Source organism: Ferdinandcohnia sp. FSL W7-1320 (genome assembly GCF_038050315.1).
GTDB lineage: Bacteria > Bacillota > Bacilli > Bacillales > Bacillaceae_L > Ferdinandcohnia > Ferdinandcohnia aciditolerans.
The window spans coordinates 1,419,283-1,435,513 of sequence record NZ_JBBPAM010000001.1 but is presented as its reverse complement, the minus strand read 5'-3'; the positions used below and the strand labels follow the sequence as shown (position 1 = coordinate 1,435,513).

The window sequence follows — 16,231 nt, the reverse complement described above, 5'->3', positions numbered from 1 at the left end:
TTTTAGCTCAATGAAAAAATCGATAACGGCTGATACTTTGGCGTTCGATTCAAGTGAGTTTGATATAACACAAAATGTTCTGCTTTAAATAGTGACTGATCTTCCTTAGGTTGTACGATTTCATTTAAATCATTTGTAGAAAAAGGGGTTTCAGATTTCCATTTTCTTGCCAAAGTTATATGTGGAGTAAACTTTCGTTTATCAAGTGAAAAACCCAAGTCCGTGCACGCTTGATAAATATCTTTTTGAAGAGCTATTAATGGTTCGCTTTCTTCTACTCCAGCCCATAAGATACGAGGAGAATCTGATTTACCAAACGTTCCTAGCCCATTGAGTTGAAGAGTAAAGTGTTGATGCTCCTTAGCGATTTCCGGCATTTCTTTTTTGATGGAAGTCAACTGTTTAAACGATGCCTGCCCCCCTAAAAAAGCAAGCGTAATGTGTAAATCCTCAGGATGAACCCATGACTTAAACGGTAGGCGTGGGTCCAGCATTTTCCGCCATTTAAACAAGAGCTCTTTTGTCTCTGGAGGAAGTGCAAGTGCAAGAAAGTAGTGAGTTTGATGCTCCATTTTTTAAGCTCCTTTTTTGACATAATTTATTTACCCATTTTAGCAAACTTACGGATAAAGGGAAACTAGGGGGATTCTCTCGGAGTTAGCACTTACTTCTATATCCTAATTTAAAAGCCCGCCATCAGGGCGGGCTCCAGCATCTTATTTCGCTAATTCATAAATTGCTTGAGCATAGATTGCGGTTGCCGCAACTAAATCATCTACTAAAATAAATTCATCTTTTTGGTGGGCAACATCCGGACGACCTGGAAACAATGGTCCAAATGCCACACCTGCTTTTAATGACCTTGCATATGTTCCTCCACCAATTGAAACCAAAGTAGCCTCTTCACCAGTTTGCTGTTCATAGACTTTTTGAAGTGTTTGAATTAGTGGATGATTCTTGTCAACATGGTGTGGTGAAGAATTACTGTAATTCGTAAGCTCGAATCCGAACTTCTCACATATTTCCTCAAGTTTCTTCTTCGTTCCTTCCATATCATTTGTTACTGGATAACGTAAATTTAATCCTAATCTTCCACCATTCATTGATGAATAGGAAAGCTTTCCAACATTTATGGTTAGATCACCCGTAATGTCATCACGATAAGCGACACCAAGACTTCTTCCTCTTGAATCACCAACGAAATATTCATGAATGAAGTTTATATATTGCCTTGCTTGTTCATCTAATGAATATCCTTGTAAAAAGGTTGCCAAATATAAGCCCGCATTTTTTCCATGGTCTGGCTCCATCCCATGAGCAGACACACCTTCAAGCTGAAAAATGACGGTATCTTCATCACATATGCCACGACCTTCTAATGTATTTTTATGTAAAAATTCTTGGAAATCATTCACCATTTCTTGAAGATTTGCTTTCCCTTCAAGCTTGGCTTCTGCAAAATCAGGAACCATGTTGTAGCGTCTCCCAGAACTGAACGATTCTAACAGAAGATCACCATCAGAAACTTGATCCGATTTTTGAACCATATCAAAATCAGCGATTCCTTTTTCAGCATAAATAATTGGGAAATCCGCATCTGGTGCGAAGCCCATTGTCGGCATTTCTTCGTGCTTAAAATAATGGTCTACACAGCGCCAATCACTTTCTTCATCCGTTCCAATGATCATTCTAACACGCTTAGAAAGTGGCAAATTTAGTTCTTTCACTATTTTCATTGCGTAATATGCAGCCATCGTTGGACCTTTATCATCGAGTGAGCCTCTTGCAATTATTTTTCCGTCATGAATTTCTGCCCCAAATGGATCACTAGACCAGCCATCCCCTTCTGGTACAACATCAATATGGCATAAAATTCCAATCAAATCATTTCCAGAACCCATTTCAAGATGGCCTGCATATCCATCAAGGTTTTTAGCGCTAAAGCCTTCTGCACTGCCTTTGTCTAATAGATAGTGTAATGCCTCATCAATTCCCTCCCCAAACGGTGCATTTGGAGTTCCATGTTCTTCATCAAGGACACTTTTTATTCTCAAAAAATCTTGTGTATCTTTAATCATTTGATCTTTACGTTTTGTTACTTCTTCAAGCCAGTTAATCTGCTCCATTTTAATTCTCCTTACACTATGATTAAAATTAGTATTAATCCTACGATAGATATTACAGGAAGCGATATTAAATTCACAATATAGTGTTCCGCCTGTATACGAATAATATCATCTTTTCTAACATTAACGATAAAGTGATTGGACATGGTCCGCTTATATACAATCTTTATCCACATTCTTAGTATGATAATATAGCCAAAAAAGATCATACATTTAATCCAAATTGGGGGGATGACAATCAAGGCTGCCGTCGTGATGCTTGAGATTTGTAAACATTGAAACAAATACATTTTGTTCCTGAAAAGGACTTTAATAAATAATTCCTGTAAACTTTTCTGGCGATTACGTTTATTATAAATTCGTTTTGAGTTCCGATAAAATAATGAGCTTCGCTTCTTTTGATTTGGTGTTTTTTCAACATATTCGGAAAAAACAAAGATATTCCTAACATACTTCAGCTTCAGCATGTTCTCTACCTCAACATCCTTAGAAAAGGTTGTTAACTTATATATCCTTTGAGAAGATTTCACCCAGAATAAGTACCATTGAATAAGGCCAATCATTAGTAATAGAAAGGTAAACTGTTCAAGTGCCCAAGTTACAAATGAAAATGTGAAAGCACCTAATGCAACGAATAATAAAACTGTAAAAAAACCTTTTTTCCATGCCGAAACGATATCATCCAGGTATTGCTTCCATCCGAGAATAAGTGCTTTTAGACTGATAAAATAAAAGGTAACCATAAGAATTTCTAACCAAGATAAGTTGTAATAATTGAATAAGAATGGCGCTAATATCCCGACAAGAATAAGTACTCCCACACTATAGCCAAGAACATATAGATTACGAGTCGATTTTTTCAAAGCCACAACAAGGTAGCGTTTTTGAAGTAAAAATAATTGGTCTGCTTCCTCCAAAAATGTCCGAATCCGTCCTTCCCAGCAAAAAAAATAGAGCAAAATAAATAGAAAGGTAAGTGGGAAACCATTAACCCAGCTTGGAATTTCAGACCACCATATATAATAATGGTAGCCTCCTATCGCAAGGGCAGGAATAAATAAATAGAGGAATATGGTCCAATCTACTACACTCTTAAATACACCCCATTGATACCCAATCTCCTTACGAAATCGAGTTTTAAAAAGACTGTTATTCATTCGACGATTCACCTTGTACGATTTGGTTGAAACACTGTAAAAGTGCAGCCTCAGGAAGTTTTGCTTCTGCTCGAATATAATCAAGGTTACCCTCAGCCTTGAGCCTTCCACTCGCAACCAATAGGAAACGATCACATACCTTTTCCGCAGTATCTAATACATGTGTACACATCAGAATTCCTGCCCCTCGTTCTTTCTCATTATCGATTAGTGTTAAAAAGTCCTGCATCGCCATTGGATCTAAACCGACAAATGGTTCATCGATTATATAAATATCCGGTTTTATTAGAAAGGCAGTTATGAGCATAACCTTTTGCTGCATCCCTTTTGAGAAAGTACTTGGAAGCTTATGTATCGCCTTTTCCATATGGAAAAGGTTAACTAGTTTCATTGCCCTTTCATTAAACTGCGAATCTTCAATCCCCATTACACCCGCCGCAAGGTCTAGATGTTCCCATAATGTCAATTCATCATAAAAAACCGGGCGTTCCGGAATATAAGCATATGTATGGTTATTGATAAAATCAATCTTGCTATTTGTGCTTTCCAATAATCCAAGAATTGTTTTTATCGTTGTACTTTTACCTGCACCATTCGGTCCTATAAGCCCAACGATTTCACCTCGGCTAATTGAAAAAGAAAGATCTTCTATAATCTTATTATTTTGCTCATAGCCTGAATCCTGTATTGAGACTTCCAATAATGTCTGTTCCATTCACAACCCCTCCACCATTACATACGAAAATCATGAAAAAAGGTTTCCTTATTTTGGACGACCTTTACCAAACTGTAATTAAAATGTAAAAAACAGAATAGTAGAAATAATTTATGATAATAATAGAGGTAAATTGTAAATTCTTGAAAAAAATTGTGGAAATAGTCATACTATTCAGTTACAACTATATATATATAGCAAACGCACCTGTAAAGAGAAGAGGTGATAAAAGGTCATATATATAAGATTGTTTGTTTAAAATAAGAATACGTCATACCAATTGATATTTTTAAAAAGCGATTTGATTAATAGGAAGACTGAGGCATGTCAGCATGTACAAAAATGATAAGGAGTGGTTTTTTGAAGCCTTCAACAAACCGTATGTTAACTCGTATCAAATCAGTCTACATGTTTATTAACGAAAAAGGGACTGTAACTACACAGGAGCTTGTTGATGAATTTGGTATAACATCAAGAACCATTCAGCGCGATTTGAATGTGTTAGCATATAATGATTTGGTTCGCAGCCCTAGCCGAGGAAAATGGACAATCACAAAAAAGAAAGTCAAAATATCTTAGCAACCAATTGTAAGGGGCGCAAGAAGAAGGTAGCAAATAACTTCACAATAGAAAGCCTATTCATACAGATACATATATAGAAACTATATTTGCAAGAAATAAAGGGCTGTCTTAATGACAGCCCTAGTTAATTTTTCGTATAGTTCTTTAATTGCAAGACCTCATTATCCGTTAACTCACGATATTCCCCTAACTCTAGAGATTCATCTAGTGGTAACGGCCCCATTTTAATCCTTTTCAAATAAATGACTCGCTTCCCTACCGATTCAAACATTCGTTTTACTTGATGGAACTTTCCTTCTTCAATGATTACTTCGATTTCAGAACGTAAACCACTGCTAATGATTCTTAGTTCCGCTGGCATAGTTTCATATCCATCATCAAGAGTAACCCCGTTTCGAAATGCCTCTACATCCTCTTGAGTTACTTCACCTTCAATAATAGCTACATAGGTTTTGGGCACATGTTTTTTTGGGGAAAGCAATTGATGTGCAAGCTGACCGTCATTTGTTAACAACAATAAACCTTCTGTATCCTTATCCAAACGTCCGACTGGAAAAGGTTTGTAAATCGTATCTTCCATCTCCAATAAATCAATAACAGTGTCATGAAGATGATCCTCAGTTGCAGATATGAAACCCTGAGGTTTATTTAACATTAGATAAATGAATTCCTTGTATTCGATTATTTCACCATGAACGGTGACTGAATCTAATTCTACATTTACATGCTTACTAGAATCTTTGGTAGCTACTCCATTTATTTGAACAGCTCCCGATTTTAATAGGCTTTTAACTTCTTTCCTACTTCCAAATCCTCGATTGGCAAGTAATTTATCAATTCGCAATGCATATACCTCCTTTTTTACTCCGCGAATACCCATTCTTAATTAGAATAGGCGTTTTATTCATTGCACAAACGCCCTTCATACATACACTGTTATTGTATTTTTATAAAGAAAAAGGAGCGATACCAATATGTATTATTATGATTATCGTCAACAACCTCAGGGCTTCTTTCCTGGATTTCCAGGTGGAGGCGGAAACGTAGACCGTCGTCTCGAACGTCTTGAGCGCCAAATCCAAAGACTAGAAAACCAGATTGATCGTTTAGACCGCCGCGTAGACCGCATTGAGCGTCGTCTTGGCATTGGAACCTTCCAAGGCTAACTTACTTGTATGACCTTCTAACCCGGAAAAAAGATTGTTCCTCTCACACAAATGAATAAATATATTCGAAAAAAAGGCTGTCACTTACTGTACAGCCTTTTTTCTATCTCTTGATAAAAATCTAAATCGATTGCCGAGGAGTACCTCCAATAATCGCGAACGATAGGCTAAAAGCAAGTAAACAGCAGCCCCAATTACTACCCCAACTAAGAGCACGAAAACTGACTGCACCCTACCATTTTCAAATCCAACAACAAAAGATAAAAGCCATCCGATTAAAATTATAGCCGATGCCATAGCGGTTGCGAAAATAGCCATTAATAACGACCTTCTTGCAAACATTGAGTATTTATATCCTGTATGTCTTGCAATCATCCAGAAACAATATAAAATGGCCACTGTGTATCCTAAGGCTGTAGCTAGTATTGAACCAATTTCACCAAACCAGGAGATAAACGGACTATTAAAACTAATTTTGAGAATTAGCCCCATAAACAAACTTACCACTGCAAACTTTTGCTTGTTAATTCCTTGAAGAATAGCAGCTGAAATCGAATAGAAAGAAAATAGTATCGCGACAGGTGCATACCATCTTAAAATCCGACCACCAGCTTCACTCATTTCAAAAAATGCATTAAAGGCTGGATAAGCTAATACTGATAAACCAACCACGGCTGGTAATACTAACAGCACACAAATTTGAAAGGTTTTATCAATTTGACTTCTAAGTAAACTAAAGTCCCCAGATGTAAACGACTTTGTAATCGTTGGTACAAGCGTTAGACTAAATGCCGTAGCTAAAGAAACAGGAATCATAACCAATTTAGGAACCATGAAGGTGACATATGAAAATAATCCTTCAGATATATCTTTATCAACGCCGTTGCCCATCATTGTTTTGTTAAATGTAAGTTGGTCAACATATTGATAAAGCGGAATCGCAAGTCCGACAATGACAAAAGGTCCTGCATAAGAAAACAGCTCCCTAAACATCTCTTTTGTTGTCATATCTGTTTGAGGTTTACTTTTCGCGAGCATTTCATCTAAGTATGGTTTTCGCTTGAACCAATACCATAGGAGGACTGCCAAACCACCAAGCGCCCCAATAAAGGCACCAAATGTAGCCAATCCAACAGCAAATACTCTCTCTCCATCGAGTATCTTCATCACAATAAAGGTTGCTGCCAGAACAAAGGAAATACGTACAATCTGTTCCACAACCTGAGAAACAGCAGTTGGTCCCATTGATTGGTGACCTTGGAAGAAGCCTCGTTGAATACTCATAATCGGAACAACCAGTAGTGCAAAACTTACCATTCGGATCACGAACGTAACATCTTCAACCGTATTTCCTGCATCTCCCCCTCCAAGAACAATTGGCGCAAGAAGCGGTGCAATTAAGTTAAGGATTGTAAAACCGACTAAACCTGTAATCCCCATTACGACTAGCCCAGATTTATACATCCTCATTCCGGTATGATAATCACCTAAAGAATTATATTTTGAAACAAATTTAGAAACAGCAGCTGGAATTCCCGCTGTTGATATAAATAAAAAAATTGTATATTGTGCATATCCATAAGAATAAAGGGCAGATCCAAGGCTTCCGACTAAATACACGAAGGGAAACACATAGATCATTCCAAGTACTCGAGAAATATATGTAGCAAGGGTTAAAACAAACGTCCCACGCAATAGTTTCGAATCTGACATATAAAATCCCCAATCTTTACTTCTAATCAACTACGCCTTGGCGTATTGCATTTAGATTTTTTTCGAGCACGGTCGAAAAGTTTTGCTAAGAAACTGTGACATCCGCAGGAGGCTTAACTTTATTCAGCCAAGGGGAACCACGGTTCTTTTATAACATTAAGCCATTTTAAAACAGTATAAAAATATATGCTACATCTGAATATAGTTAGACTAACTTATCAATTTTATCATACTTATAAAAATTATTAACCTATAATTATTTGTCGGTTTCTTGACTATTTGGCTTCTTTAGCATTGTAATGTATAGTTTAGACTTGTTAGTTTTTAATTTCAACGTATTCTATGTTTCAACTATTAATCAATCCCATGATATGATGTAATAAGGAAAACATGGGAGTGTGAAAAGCCATGAAAGATATTATTTTGTTTGATGGCGTTTGTACGTTTTGCAACAGCAGTGTCCAATTTATCCTTAAAAGAGATTGGAAACAACGTTATCTTTTTGCATCCCTTCAAAGTGAAGTGGGAAAAGACCTGTTGAGAAAACATGGTATTTCCGAAAACATAAATAGTTTCGTATTAATTGAAGGGGACTATTTTTATACAAAATCAAATGCTGCACTTAGGGTCTGTCGAAATCTCAAAGGACCATATCGTTTCCTTTCGATTTTTAGGATTGTGCCAGCACCTATCAGGGATATATTTTATCATGTAATTGCCAATAATCGTTATAAATGGTTTGGAAAACAGGAAAGCTGCACAATTCCTTCTCCTAAGGACCGCCAACGATTTTTAGATTAACTTTATTCAACTTGGCAGACTCCAAGCTGAATTTGATTATAAGGAGTGTTCTATTTGCAGTATGATGTAATTGTAATTGGAGGGGGACCTTCTGGCTTAATGGCTGCGATTGCAGCTGGAGAGCAAGGAGCGAAAGTTCTTCTTTTAGATAAAGGGAACAAGCTTGGGAGAAAGCTTGCAATTTCAGGTGGAGGGCGTTGTAATGTCACAAACCGACTCCCAATAGAAGAAATCATCAAGCATATCCCAGGTAACGGCAGATTTTTGTATAGTGCATTCTCTGTTTTTAATAACGAAGATATTATCGCATTCTTTGAAAAATTAGGGATTCAACTTAAAGAAGAAGACCATGGCAGGATGTTTCCAACGACAAATAAAGCCCAGTCTGTTGTGGATGCCCTATTAAATAAACTTGAGTCTTTACAAGTTCATATCAAAACGGATACACCAGTTTCAAAGATCGACTATAAAGATGGCAGGGTCGCAGCTGTGCACTTAAAAAACGGTGAATACCTAGAAGCAAACTGTATCGTTGTCGCTGTCGGCGGTAAATCTGTACCACAAACAGGTTCAACTGGTGACGGATATGCATGGGCAAAGGCTGCCGGTCATACAATCACAGACCTCTTCCCTACGGAGGTTCCGGTAACATCAAACGAAGATTTTATTAAAAATAAAGCCTTACAAGGACTGGCATTACGAGATGTTGCTGTTAGTGTTCTGAATCCTAAAGGTAAGACGGTAATTACCCATCAAATGGACATGTTGTTTACTCATTTCGGAATTTCGGGACCTGCCATTTTACGTTGCAGCCAGTTTGTTGTAAAGACGATGAAAAAGTTTAAAGTAGATCATGTAGTCATTAGTATTGATGCGCTTCCTGCGATGAACGAAGAGCAAATTTTTCAACAGATATTGAAATTAGTGAAAGAAGAGCCTAAAAAGGCTTTAAAAAATATCTTAAAAGGATTTTTACCAGAAAGATATTTACTATTTTTATTAGAAAGAAATGAGATTGACCCACAGGTTACATTTGCAAACTTGTCTCATGATCGCATTCGTGCATTTGCTAAGGATTGTAAACAATTCCAATTCACAGTAAATGGCACTTTGCCAATTGAGAAAGCATTTGTAACTGGTGGTGGTGTTTCAATCAAAGAAATTCATCCAAAGGAAATGGAATCAAAACTCATGAAGGGACTCTTTTTCTGCGGAGAAATTCTTGATATACACGGATATACGGGGGGCTACAATATAACATCCGCCCTTGTGACGGGGAGATTAGCAGGCGAAAACGCAGGGAAACAAGCATCAGCCATACGAAAATAAAGTAGAGCCTAACACACTGTATTTATTGTGGGTTAGGCTCTATAGATAACCATTGCAGAAAAACAAAAAATTTGGTCATCCTCTTGATCGCAAGATACGCCGACCTGGAATTTGATATCAATAATATCTCCTTCTCCAATCTGTTCTAAAAAGCGGTTCATCTTATGTTCGAGGTCCTCTTCATGTTCTTCATCAAAAATCCTTACCTTCAAAGCCACAAACTCCACCTCCAATACTAGTATTGACAGAGTTTTAGACTTATAAGCTTACAAATTAAGATTTTTTCATTTTTTTACGGAATAACAGTCCTATAACTAGGATAATGACACTGATGGCAAGATACAAAAACACATTTGAGTCTCCTAATTCATTTTGCAAATCTACTTGTTTGGTGGGGGATTTCCCCTGGCCAAGCATCGCTAAATCGTCCCCTGCTGCAGATAATAATGCCGTCCTCTCGCACAACCCTGTTTCTAAATTATTAATTTCCCCATAGGCATAGACAATATATTCCTTATCTAATTCAAATTCATACCCGCAGCTTGCACTAGATCTTGCAGCGCTTACAATAACTTGAGAACTATCAACACCTTTCCAACTATCAGTGACTTCAAATAACACTTTAATCGGATCGGCACTTGATTTAATGTAGGAAATTTTATTTTCCTCTTCCATTTTAATGACTCTACCAGAAAATACGGCCGTTTTTCTATTTAACTCATCCTTTACAGATTCAGGATAGGCACATGAACATGCAGTTGCCTGACGTGGGAACAAACCAATAAAAATCAAGAAAAGTAACACTAAAACAAGTATCCCTTTTATATATTTCATTTCGTATACCCCCTTTAAGGTATAGTCGAAAATAGGAACGTAAGGGTTGCAAAAAAAGCTTCTAGATTTATTTTTAAATATAAATGACTAATAAACCGGAATGGATCTGGGTTTTTCTATGTTTTTTTCTGCTTTATCCATATGTAATACCTTTTTCCACTATTATCCGAAAGTCACTTCTTACCCGATACTTATACCATGACTTTTTCCTTTTTTATCCAGAACCCACTCCTTATCCGATATTTATGCCATGACTTTTTCTTCTTTTATCCAAAAGCCGCTTCTTATCCGATACTTATACCATGACTTTTTCCTCTTTTATCCAGAAGTCACTCCTTATCCGATACTTATGCCATGACTTTTTTCTCTTTTATCCAGAAGTCACTCCTTATCCGATACTTATGCCATGACTTTTTCCTCTTTTTTCCCAGAGGTCACTTCTTATCCGCATCATATGTTTTTCAATAGTGCGCCCTTATACTTCCCCATATGAAAGAATTAGTTCATTTCCTTTCTTGCAAAAAGACCTGTAAATAAAAAGCAGGTGATGAAAGCGACTAGGGTTACGGTGATGGCCATGACGAGTCCGATGAATGCCATAAAGGTATCGTCCCCTGGAAATTGTGGTTCAAGAGTGACAATCATATAAGCGAAAACAAGTGTAAGGATTAAATAAAAGCTACTGCCTAGAAACCCTCTTAGTAAACGCCCCTTTTTATCACCTTTCCAGGCATTCAAAAGGATAATCCATGCAATCAGACTTACTAGAACAGCTCCCACCATAATGAATAAATGGATGTAAGGGATCATTAAGAAACTAAGTCCATAGAGTATTAATAAAGTAGAGCCAAATAAAATGGCATTCAAAACAAAAAGAAATAAACCACTGAGCCATGGATTTTGGAACCAATTATAGCTTGATAGTTTATTTACCGTGCGATTATTGGTACCTATGTAATTCACAAGTTTGTTTTTATAAATTCCTAAAATAATCACTAATAAAATACCGAGCAATAAAGTAAGTGTCATTTCTTTCCCTCCAAATGTTATATATTATCATCCTAACCAATATTTTATTGTTTTTCAATAAAATATTACCGTTATTTACTACTTTATTATTGTTTTTTTAAAAAAAAAAAAAAAAAAACGTGAATCCTTTATAAATTCACGTTTAATTACTTATTAATATTTAATTTTTATATCTCTTATCAGGAATTATTGGAGGAAGCCTTGCCAAATATTACTTCGTTTCTCCTGTCCAATTCATCATTCCACCAACCATGTTTCGGACTTTATAGCCTTGGTCATCTAGATATGCACAGACATTGAAGCTTCTACCACCAGAGCGGCAAATTATGATGTATTCCTTGTCTTTATCAAAATAATCGAGATTTGCTGGAATTTCTCCCATTTTAATATGCTTTGCTCCAGGGATCATTCCCTCTGCTACTTCTTCATCTTCACGAACATCAACAAGCTCTAACTTATCGCCTGCCTCGAGCTTTTGTTTCAGTTCTTCAGTTGTTATTTCTTCAATCATTAGGTCCCATCCTTTCACTTTCTATCTCGACCATTATAGCAAACCGAAATTGTGGATTACAATTTTTCAAAACTCAAGTTTTCCATATTCTTGAAAGCTAGAATTTCTTTTTAAAAAAGAGTATGCTATAACTAGCTGAAAACAAGGGGGAAAAGAAGTTGACTTATCCAAATACAGACGAAACCATTCAACTTATCAAAGAACTAGTTTCAATTCCAAGTCCATCTGGAAACACTAACGAAGTGATTAGTTTCGTTGAAAATCTTTTAAAAGAGGCAAATGTAGATACATACCGAAACCGAAAAGGCGGACTAATTGCTACTATTCCTGGTAAAGACACACAAAAACACCGGATGCTCACAGCCCATGTGGACACATTAGGTGCTATTGTAAAAGAAATTAAACCAAGTGGTCGATTAAAACTTGATCTAATTGGTGGATTTAAATACAACTCCATTGAAGGAGAATACTGCCGAATTGAAACTTCAACTGGCAAATTTTTTACTGGGACAATTTTAATGCATCAGCAATCTGTTCACGTATACAAGGATGCAGGTAAAGCTGAACGCAACCAAGATAATATGGAAGTCCGGATTGACGAAAAAGTAAAAAACGCGGATGAAGTTAGAGCTCTTGGTATAGAAGTTGGTGACTTTGTTTCATTTGACCCACGTGTAGAAGTAACAGCTAATGGCTTTATCAAATCTCGTCATCTGGATGACAAAGCAAGCGTTGGTATTCTGCTTCAATTGATTAAGCAAATCAAGGCAGAGAATATTGAGCTTCCATATACAACTCATTTTCTTATTTCTAATAATGAAGAAATTGGCTATGGCGGTAACTCCAATATCACACCCGAAACAGTAGAGTATTTAGCAGTAGATATGGGGGCAATGGGGGACGGTCAATCAACCGATGAATATACAGTTTCCATTTGTGTGAAGGATGCTAGTGGACCTTATCATTATGCGTTCCGCAAAAAACTTGTCCAACTTGCGGAAAAACATGAAATCGGGTATAAGTTAGATATTTATCCATATTATGGATCTGACGCATCTGCAGCTATTCGTTCTGGGCATGATATTATCCATGGATTAATCGGACCTGGAATCGACTCTTCCCACGCATTTGAGCGAACACATAAAGATTCAATTGAAAACACTACAAAGCTACTCTATCATTATCTACAATCTGGAATGGTGGAGTAAATGGTACGGATGCCATTGTGGCTCCTTTAGAATGTTAAAAGCCCTCCAAAACGGAGGGCTTTTTACTATTAATTGGCTACAATATTTACAAGCTTACCTGGTACTGCTATAACTTTGCGGACTGTTTTTCCTTCGATTTGTTCTTTTACAGGATCAGCACCCATCGCGATTTGCTCAAGTACTTCTTTTGAAGCATCTGCAGGAACATGAAGCTTTGCTTTTACTTTTCCATTCACTTGGATAACAATCTCGATCTCAGCTTCAACTAATTTTGCTTCATCAAATGCTGGCCATGACTCATATGCAATAGATCCTGTATTGCCAAGCTTCTCCCAAAGTTCTTCAGCCAAGTGAGGAGCAACTGGAGAAAGAAGTTTTACAAAGCCTTCAATAAACGACTTAGGCAATTCAATTGCTTTGTATGCATCATTGATGAATACCATCAATTGTGAAATTGCCGTATTAAAATGTAATGCTTCATAGTCTTCTGTTACCTTTTTCACTGTTTGGTGATACACACGTTCAAGTGTAGTATCGTTTGAATCAGCTTTAACTTTGGATGTTAAGCTACCATTGTCATCGACAAGTAAGCGCCAGATTCGATCTAAGAAACGACGAGAACCATCTAGGCCGTTTGTTGACCAAGCAATGGAAGCATCTAATGGTCCCATGAACATTTCGTATAAACGAAGAGTGTCTGCGCCATGAGATTCAATGATGTCATCAGGGTTTACTACATTTCCTTTTGACTTACTCATTTTTTCGTTACCTTCTCCAAGAATCATACCTTGGTTGAACAACTTTTGGAATGGTTCTTTCGTTGTAACGACACCGATATCATATAAAACTTTATGCCAGAATCTAGCATAAAGTAAGTGAAGTACTGCATGCTCTGCTCCACCAATATAAATATCAACTGGCAACCATTCTTTTAATTTTTCCGGATCTGCGATGGCTTGATCATTATGTGGATCAATGTAGCGTAAATAATACCAACAGCTGCCTGCCCATTGTGGCATTGTGTTAGTTTCACGACGGCCTTTTTTGCCAGTCTTTTTATCAACTACATTTACCCATTCTGAGATATTTGCAAGCGGTGATTCACCAGTTCCGGAAGGTTTGATTTCTTTCGTTTTTGGAAGCACAAGTGGAAGTTCTTCCTCAGGAACAGTAGTCATTGTTCCATCTTCCCATTGAATCACTGGAATTGGTTCACCCCAATAGCGCTGGCGGCTAAATAACCAATCACGTAATTTGTAGGTAATTTCTTTTTTACCTAACTTATTTTCTTCTAGCCATGCAATCATTTTTGAAATGGCCTCTTCTTTATTTAATCCATTTAGGAAATCTGAATTAACATGCTCACCGTCACCAGTATATGCTTCTTTGGAAACATCACCGCCAGCTACGACTTCCTTAATCGGCAATTCAAATTTTTGTGCAAATTCATAGTCACGCTCATCATGAGCTGGAACTGCCATTATAGCTCCTGTTCCATAACTCATTAGGACATAATCGGCAATCCAGATTGGTATTTTTTCTTGGTTAACAGGGTTAACGGCATATGCACCAGTGAATACACCTGTTTTATCTTTTGCTAGATCTGTACGCTCTAAATCACTCTTACTTTTGATTTTATCTAGGTAATCACTGACTGCTCCTTTTTGTTCAGGAGTCGTGATTTTATCAACAAATGGATGCTCTGGAGCAAGTACTGCATAAGTAGCACCAAATAAAGTGTCTGGACGTGTTGTGAACACGGTAAATATTTCTTCATGTCCATCAATTTTAAAGGTTACATGCGCTCCCTCTGAACGTCCAATCCAGTTACGCTGCATTTCTTTTAAACTTTCTGGCCAATCAAGCTCATCCAAATCCTGTAATAAACGTTCTGCATATGCAGTAATTTTTAATACCCATTGTCTCATTGGGCGTCTTTCAACAGGATGGCCACCACGTTCACTTTTCCCATCGATTACTTCTTCGTTTGCAAGTACAGTTCCTAACGCAGGGCACCAGTTTACAGGAATTTCATCTACATATGCTAAACCTTTTTCAAACAACTTTGTGAAAATCCATTGTGTCCATTTATAGTAATTAGGATCTGTTGTGTTAATTTCACGATCCCAATCATATGAAAATCCAAGTTCTTTAATTTGACGGCGGAAGGTATTGATATTTTTTTCCGTGAACTCAGCAGGATCGTTTCCAGTATCTAAAGCATATTGCTCAGCCGGCAAACCGAATGCATCCCACCCCATTGGATGAAGAACATTGTATCCTTGCATACGCTTCATTCTTGCTAAAATATCAGTAGCCGTATATCCTTCAGGGTGACCAACGTGAAGTCCCGCTCCTGAAGGATATGGGAACATGTCTAACGCATAGAATTTACGTTTTCCTTGTTCTTCAGTTGTCTTAAATGTTTTGTTCTGTTCCCAGTACTGCTGCCATTTTTTCTCGATCTTTTGGTGATTAAAACTCATAAGACTTCCTCCTTAATCAGTTACAAATGCTAAAAAGACTTATAAAAAAACAAAAAACCCCTAATCCCAAAAGGGACGAGAGGATATGTATTCTTCCCGCGGTACCACCCACATTAGTGACAAATTGTGCACTCACTTCATTCATCCTTAACGCGGATCATACGACAAGCACTAATTTGCACATTTGCAGTTCATGCTTATTGCTCAAAGGCGAGTTCATGTTCATCAACGATTGACTTGCACCACCCGTCAACTCTCTAACACGTGTGTAGAACATTACTACTCCTTTTCAACGCTTCATTAATTTTTGATTATATTCAGTATTGTATAGAATTTATATAAGAACTGCAAGTGAAATAGGTAAAATTGGGCTTTTCCTCCACCATTTTACCCACATATACTTTTCCTTAAACGTATGAAGTTCCAAATTTGGTTTATGAATCATAGCTCCTTTTAACAAAAAAACATGTCATTGGGACAATTACTACATGAGAAAAAAAGACAAATATGTGACGAAAAACGCCATTTTGAAAGCGTTTAAACCCTTATCACTATTGGAACAATGTTTATATGC

16 protein-coding genes and 1 other annotated feature are annotated in these 16,231 nt (G+C 37.1%); of the genes, 5 read left to right on the top strand and 11 right to left on the bottom strand.

Annotated features, from left to right (window positions below):
- Positions 1–2: 2 nt before the first annotated feature.
- The 4 genes from thpR to NST91_RS07265 all read right to left on the bottom strand — a co-directional run bounded on the left by thpR (position 3) and on the right by NST91_RS07265 (position 3,998).
- Positions 3–572: an RNA 2',3'-cyclic phosphodiesterase gene (gene thpR, locus NST91_RS07280; protein ID WP_341330603.1), complete on the bottom strand. Its 570-nt coding sequence runs from the start codon at positions 570–572 to the stop codon at positions 3–5.
- A 144-nt stretch (positions 573–716) separates the two neighbouring features.
- Complete coding sequence (pepV, locus tag NST91_RS07275) at positions 717–2,126, bottom strand: dipeptidase PepV (protein WP_341330602.1); 1,410 nt, start codon at positions 2,124–2,126, stop codon at positions 717–719.
- Positions 2,127–2,137: 11 nt separating this feature from the next.
- Entirely contained in the window at positions 2,138–3,283 is a 1,146-nt protein-coding gene (locus tag NST91_RS07270) for an ABC transporter permease (protein WP_341330601.1), read from the bottom strand.
- Positions 3,276–3,998 (bottom strand): ABC transporter ATP-binding protein, encoded by a 723-nt coding sequence (locus NST91_RS07265; protein WP_341330600.1) that lies wholly within the window; start codon positions 3,996–3,998, stop codon positions 3,276–3,278. Before NST91_RS07265 ends, NST91_RS07270 begins: the two co-directional genes overlap by 8 nt.
- Positions 3,999–4,358: 360 nt before the next feature.
- On the opposite strand from NST91_RS07265, the gene NST91_RS07260 reads away from it, so the two are divergent.
- The gene (locus tag NST91_RS07260; protein ID WP_010678476.1) at positions 4,359–4,577 is read left to right on the top strand and encodes a DeoR family transcriptional regulator; all 219 of its coding nucleotides are present in this window, start codon (positions 4,359–4,361) and stop codon (positions 4,575–4,577) included.
- Positions 4,578–4,704: 127 nt separating this feature from the next.
- Here the strand turns inward: NST91_RS07260 and NST91_RS07255 are convergent, their stop codons facing one another.
- Positions 4,705–5,460 (bottom strand): pseudouridine synthase, encoded by a 756-nt coding sequence (locus tag NST91_RS07255; RefSeq protein ID WP_341330599.1) that lies wholly within the window; start codon positions 5,458–5,460, stop codon positions 4,705–4,707.
- Positions 5,461–5,554: 94 nt separating this feature from the next.
- Here NST91_RS07255 and NST91_RS07250 point away from each other — a divergent pair, with 94 nt between their 5' ends.
- Positions 5,555–5,746 carry a hypothetical protein gene (locus NST91_RS07250; RefSeq protein WP_341330598.1) on the top strand — a complete coding sequence of 64 codons (192 nt, stop codon included), beginning with the start codon at positions 5,555–5,557 and terminating at the stop codon, positions 5,744–5,746.
- An 84-nt stretch (positions 5,747–5,830) separates the two neighbouring features.
- Here NST91_RS07250 and NST91_RS07245 read toward each other — a convergent pair whose 3' ends face one another.
- Positions 5,831–7,459, bottom strand: a complete 1,629-nt coding sequence (locus NST91_RS07245) for a putative polysaccharide biosynthesis protein (RefSeq protein ID WP_341330597.1) — start codon at positions 7,457–7,459, stop codon at positions 5,831–5,833.
- A gap of 408 nt (positions 7,460–7,867) precedes the next feature.
- On the opposite strand from NST91_RS07245, the gene NST91_RS07240 reads away from it, so the two are divergent.
- Positions 7,868–8,260 carry a thiol-disulfide oxidoreductase DCC family protein gene (locus NST91_RS07240; RefSeq protein WP_341330596.1) on the top strand — a complete coding sequence of 131 codons (393 nt, stop codon included), beginning with the start codon at positions 7,868–7,870 and terminating at the stop codon, positions 8,258–8,260.
- A 54-nt stretch (positions 8,261–8,314) separates the two neighbouring features.
- A complete protein-coding gene (locus NST91_RS07235) occupies positions 8,315–9,589 on the top strand; it encodes a BaiN/RdsA family NAD(P)/FAD-dependent oxidoreductase (protein WP_341330595.1) in 1,275 nt (424 codons plus the stop codon).
- A 32-nt stretch (positions 9,590–9,621) separates the two neighbouring features.
- On the opposite strand, the gene NST91_RS07230 is transcribed toward NST91_RS07235, so the two are convergent.
- From NST91_RS07230 to NST91_RS07215, 4 genes are all read right to left on the bottom strand, one after another.
- The gene (locus tag NST91_RS07230) at positions 9,622–9,807 is read right to left on the bottom strand and encodes a sporulation protein Cse60 (protein ID WP_121447364.1); all 186 of its coding nucleotides are present in this window, start codon (positions 9,805–9,807) and stop codon (positions 9,622–9,624) included.
- A gap of 55 nt (positions 9,808–9,862) precedes the next feature.
- Positions 9,863–10,423, bottom strand: coding sequence for a hypothetical protein (locus tag NST91_RS07225; protein ID WP_341330594.1), 561 nt, complete (start codon positions 10,421–10,423; stop codon positions 9,863–9,865).
- A gap of 498 nt (positions 10,424–10,921) precedes the next feature.
- The gene (locus tag NST91_RS07220) at positions 10,922–11,452 is read right to left on the bottom strand and encodes a hypothetical protein (RefSeq protein WP_341330593.1); all 531 of its coding nucleotides are present in this window, start codon (positions 11,450–11,452) and stop codon (positions 10,922–10,924) included.
- 211 nt (positions 11,453–11,663) lie between these two features.
- On the bottom strand, positions 11,664–11,963 hold the full coding sequence (locus tag NST91_RS07215) for a rhodanese-like domain-containing protein (protein ID WP_341330592.1): 300 nt from the start codon (positions 11,961–11,963) through the stop codon (positions 11,664–11,666).
- A 158-nt stretch (positions 11,964–12,121) separates the two neighbouring features.
- Here NST91_RS07215 and NST91_RS07210 point away from each other — a divergent pair, with 158 nt between their 5' ends.
- Positions 12,122–13,171 carry a M42 family metallopeptidase gene (locus NST91_RS07210; protein ID WP_341330591.1) on the top strand — a complete coding sequence of 350 codons (1,050 nt, stop codon included), beginning with the start codon at positions 12,122–12,124 and terminating at the stop codon, positions 13,169–13,171.
- A gap of 68 nt (positions 13,172–13,239) precedes the next feature.
- Here the strand turns inward: NST91_RS07210 and leuS are convergent, their stop codons facing one another.
- Complete coding sequence (leuS, locus tag NST91_RS07205; protein ID WP_341330590.1) at positions 13,240–15,657, bottom strand: leucine--tRNA ligase; 2,418 nt, start codon at positions 15,655–15,657, stop codon at positions 13,240–13,242.
- Positions 15,658–15,725: 68 nt separating this feature from the next.
- Positions 15,726–15,959, bottom strand: a binding site (T-box leader).
- Positions 15,960–16,231: the final 272 nt, after the last annotated feature.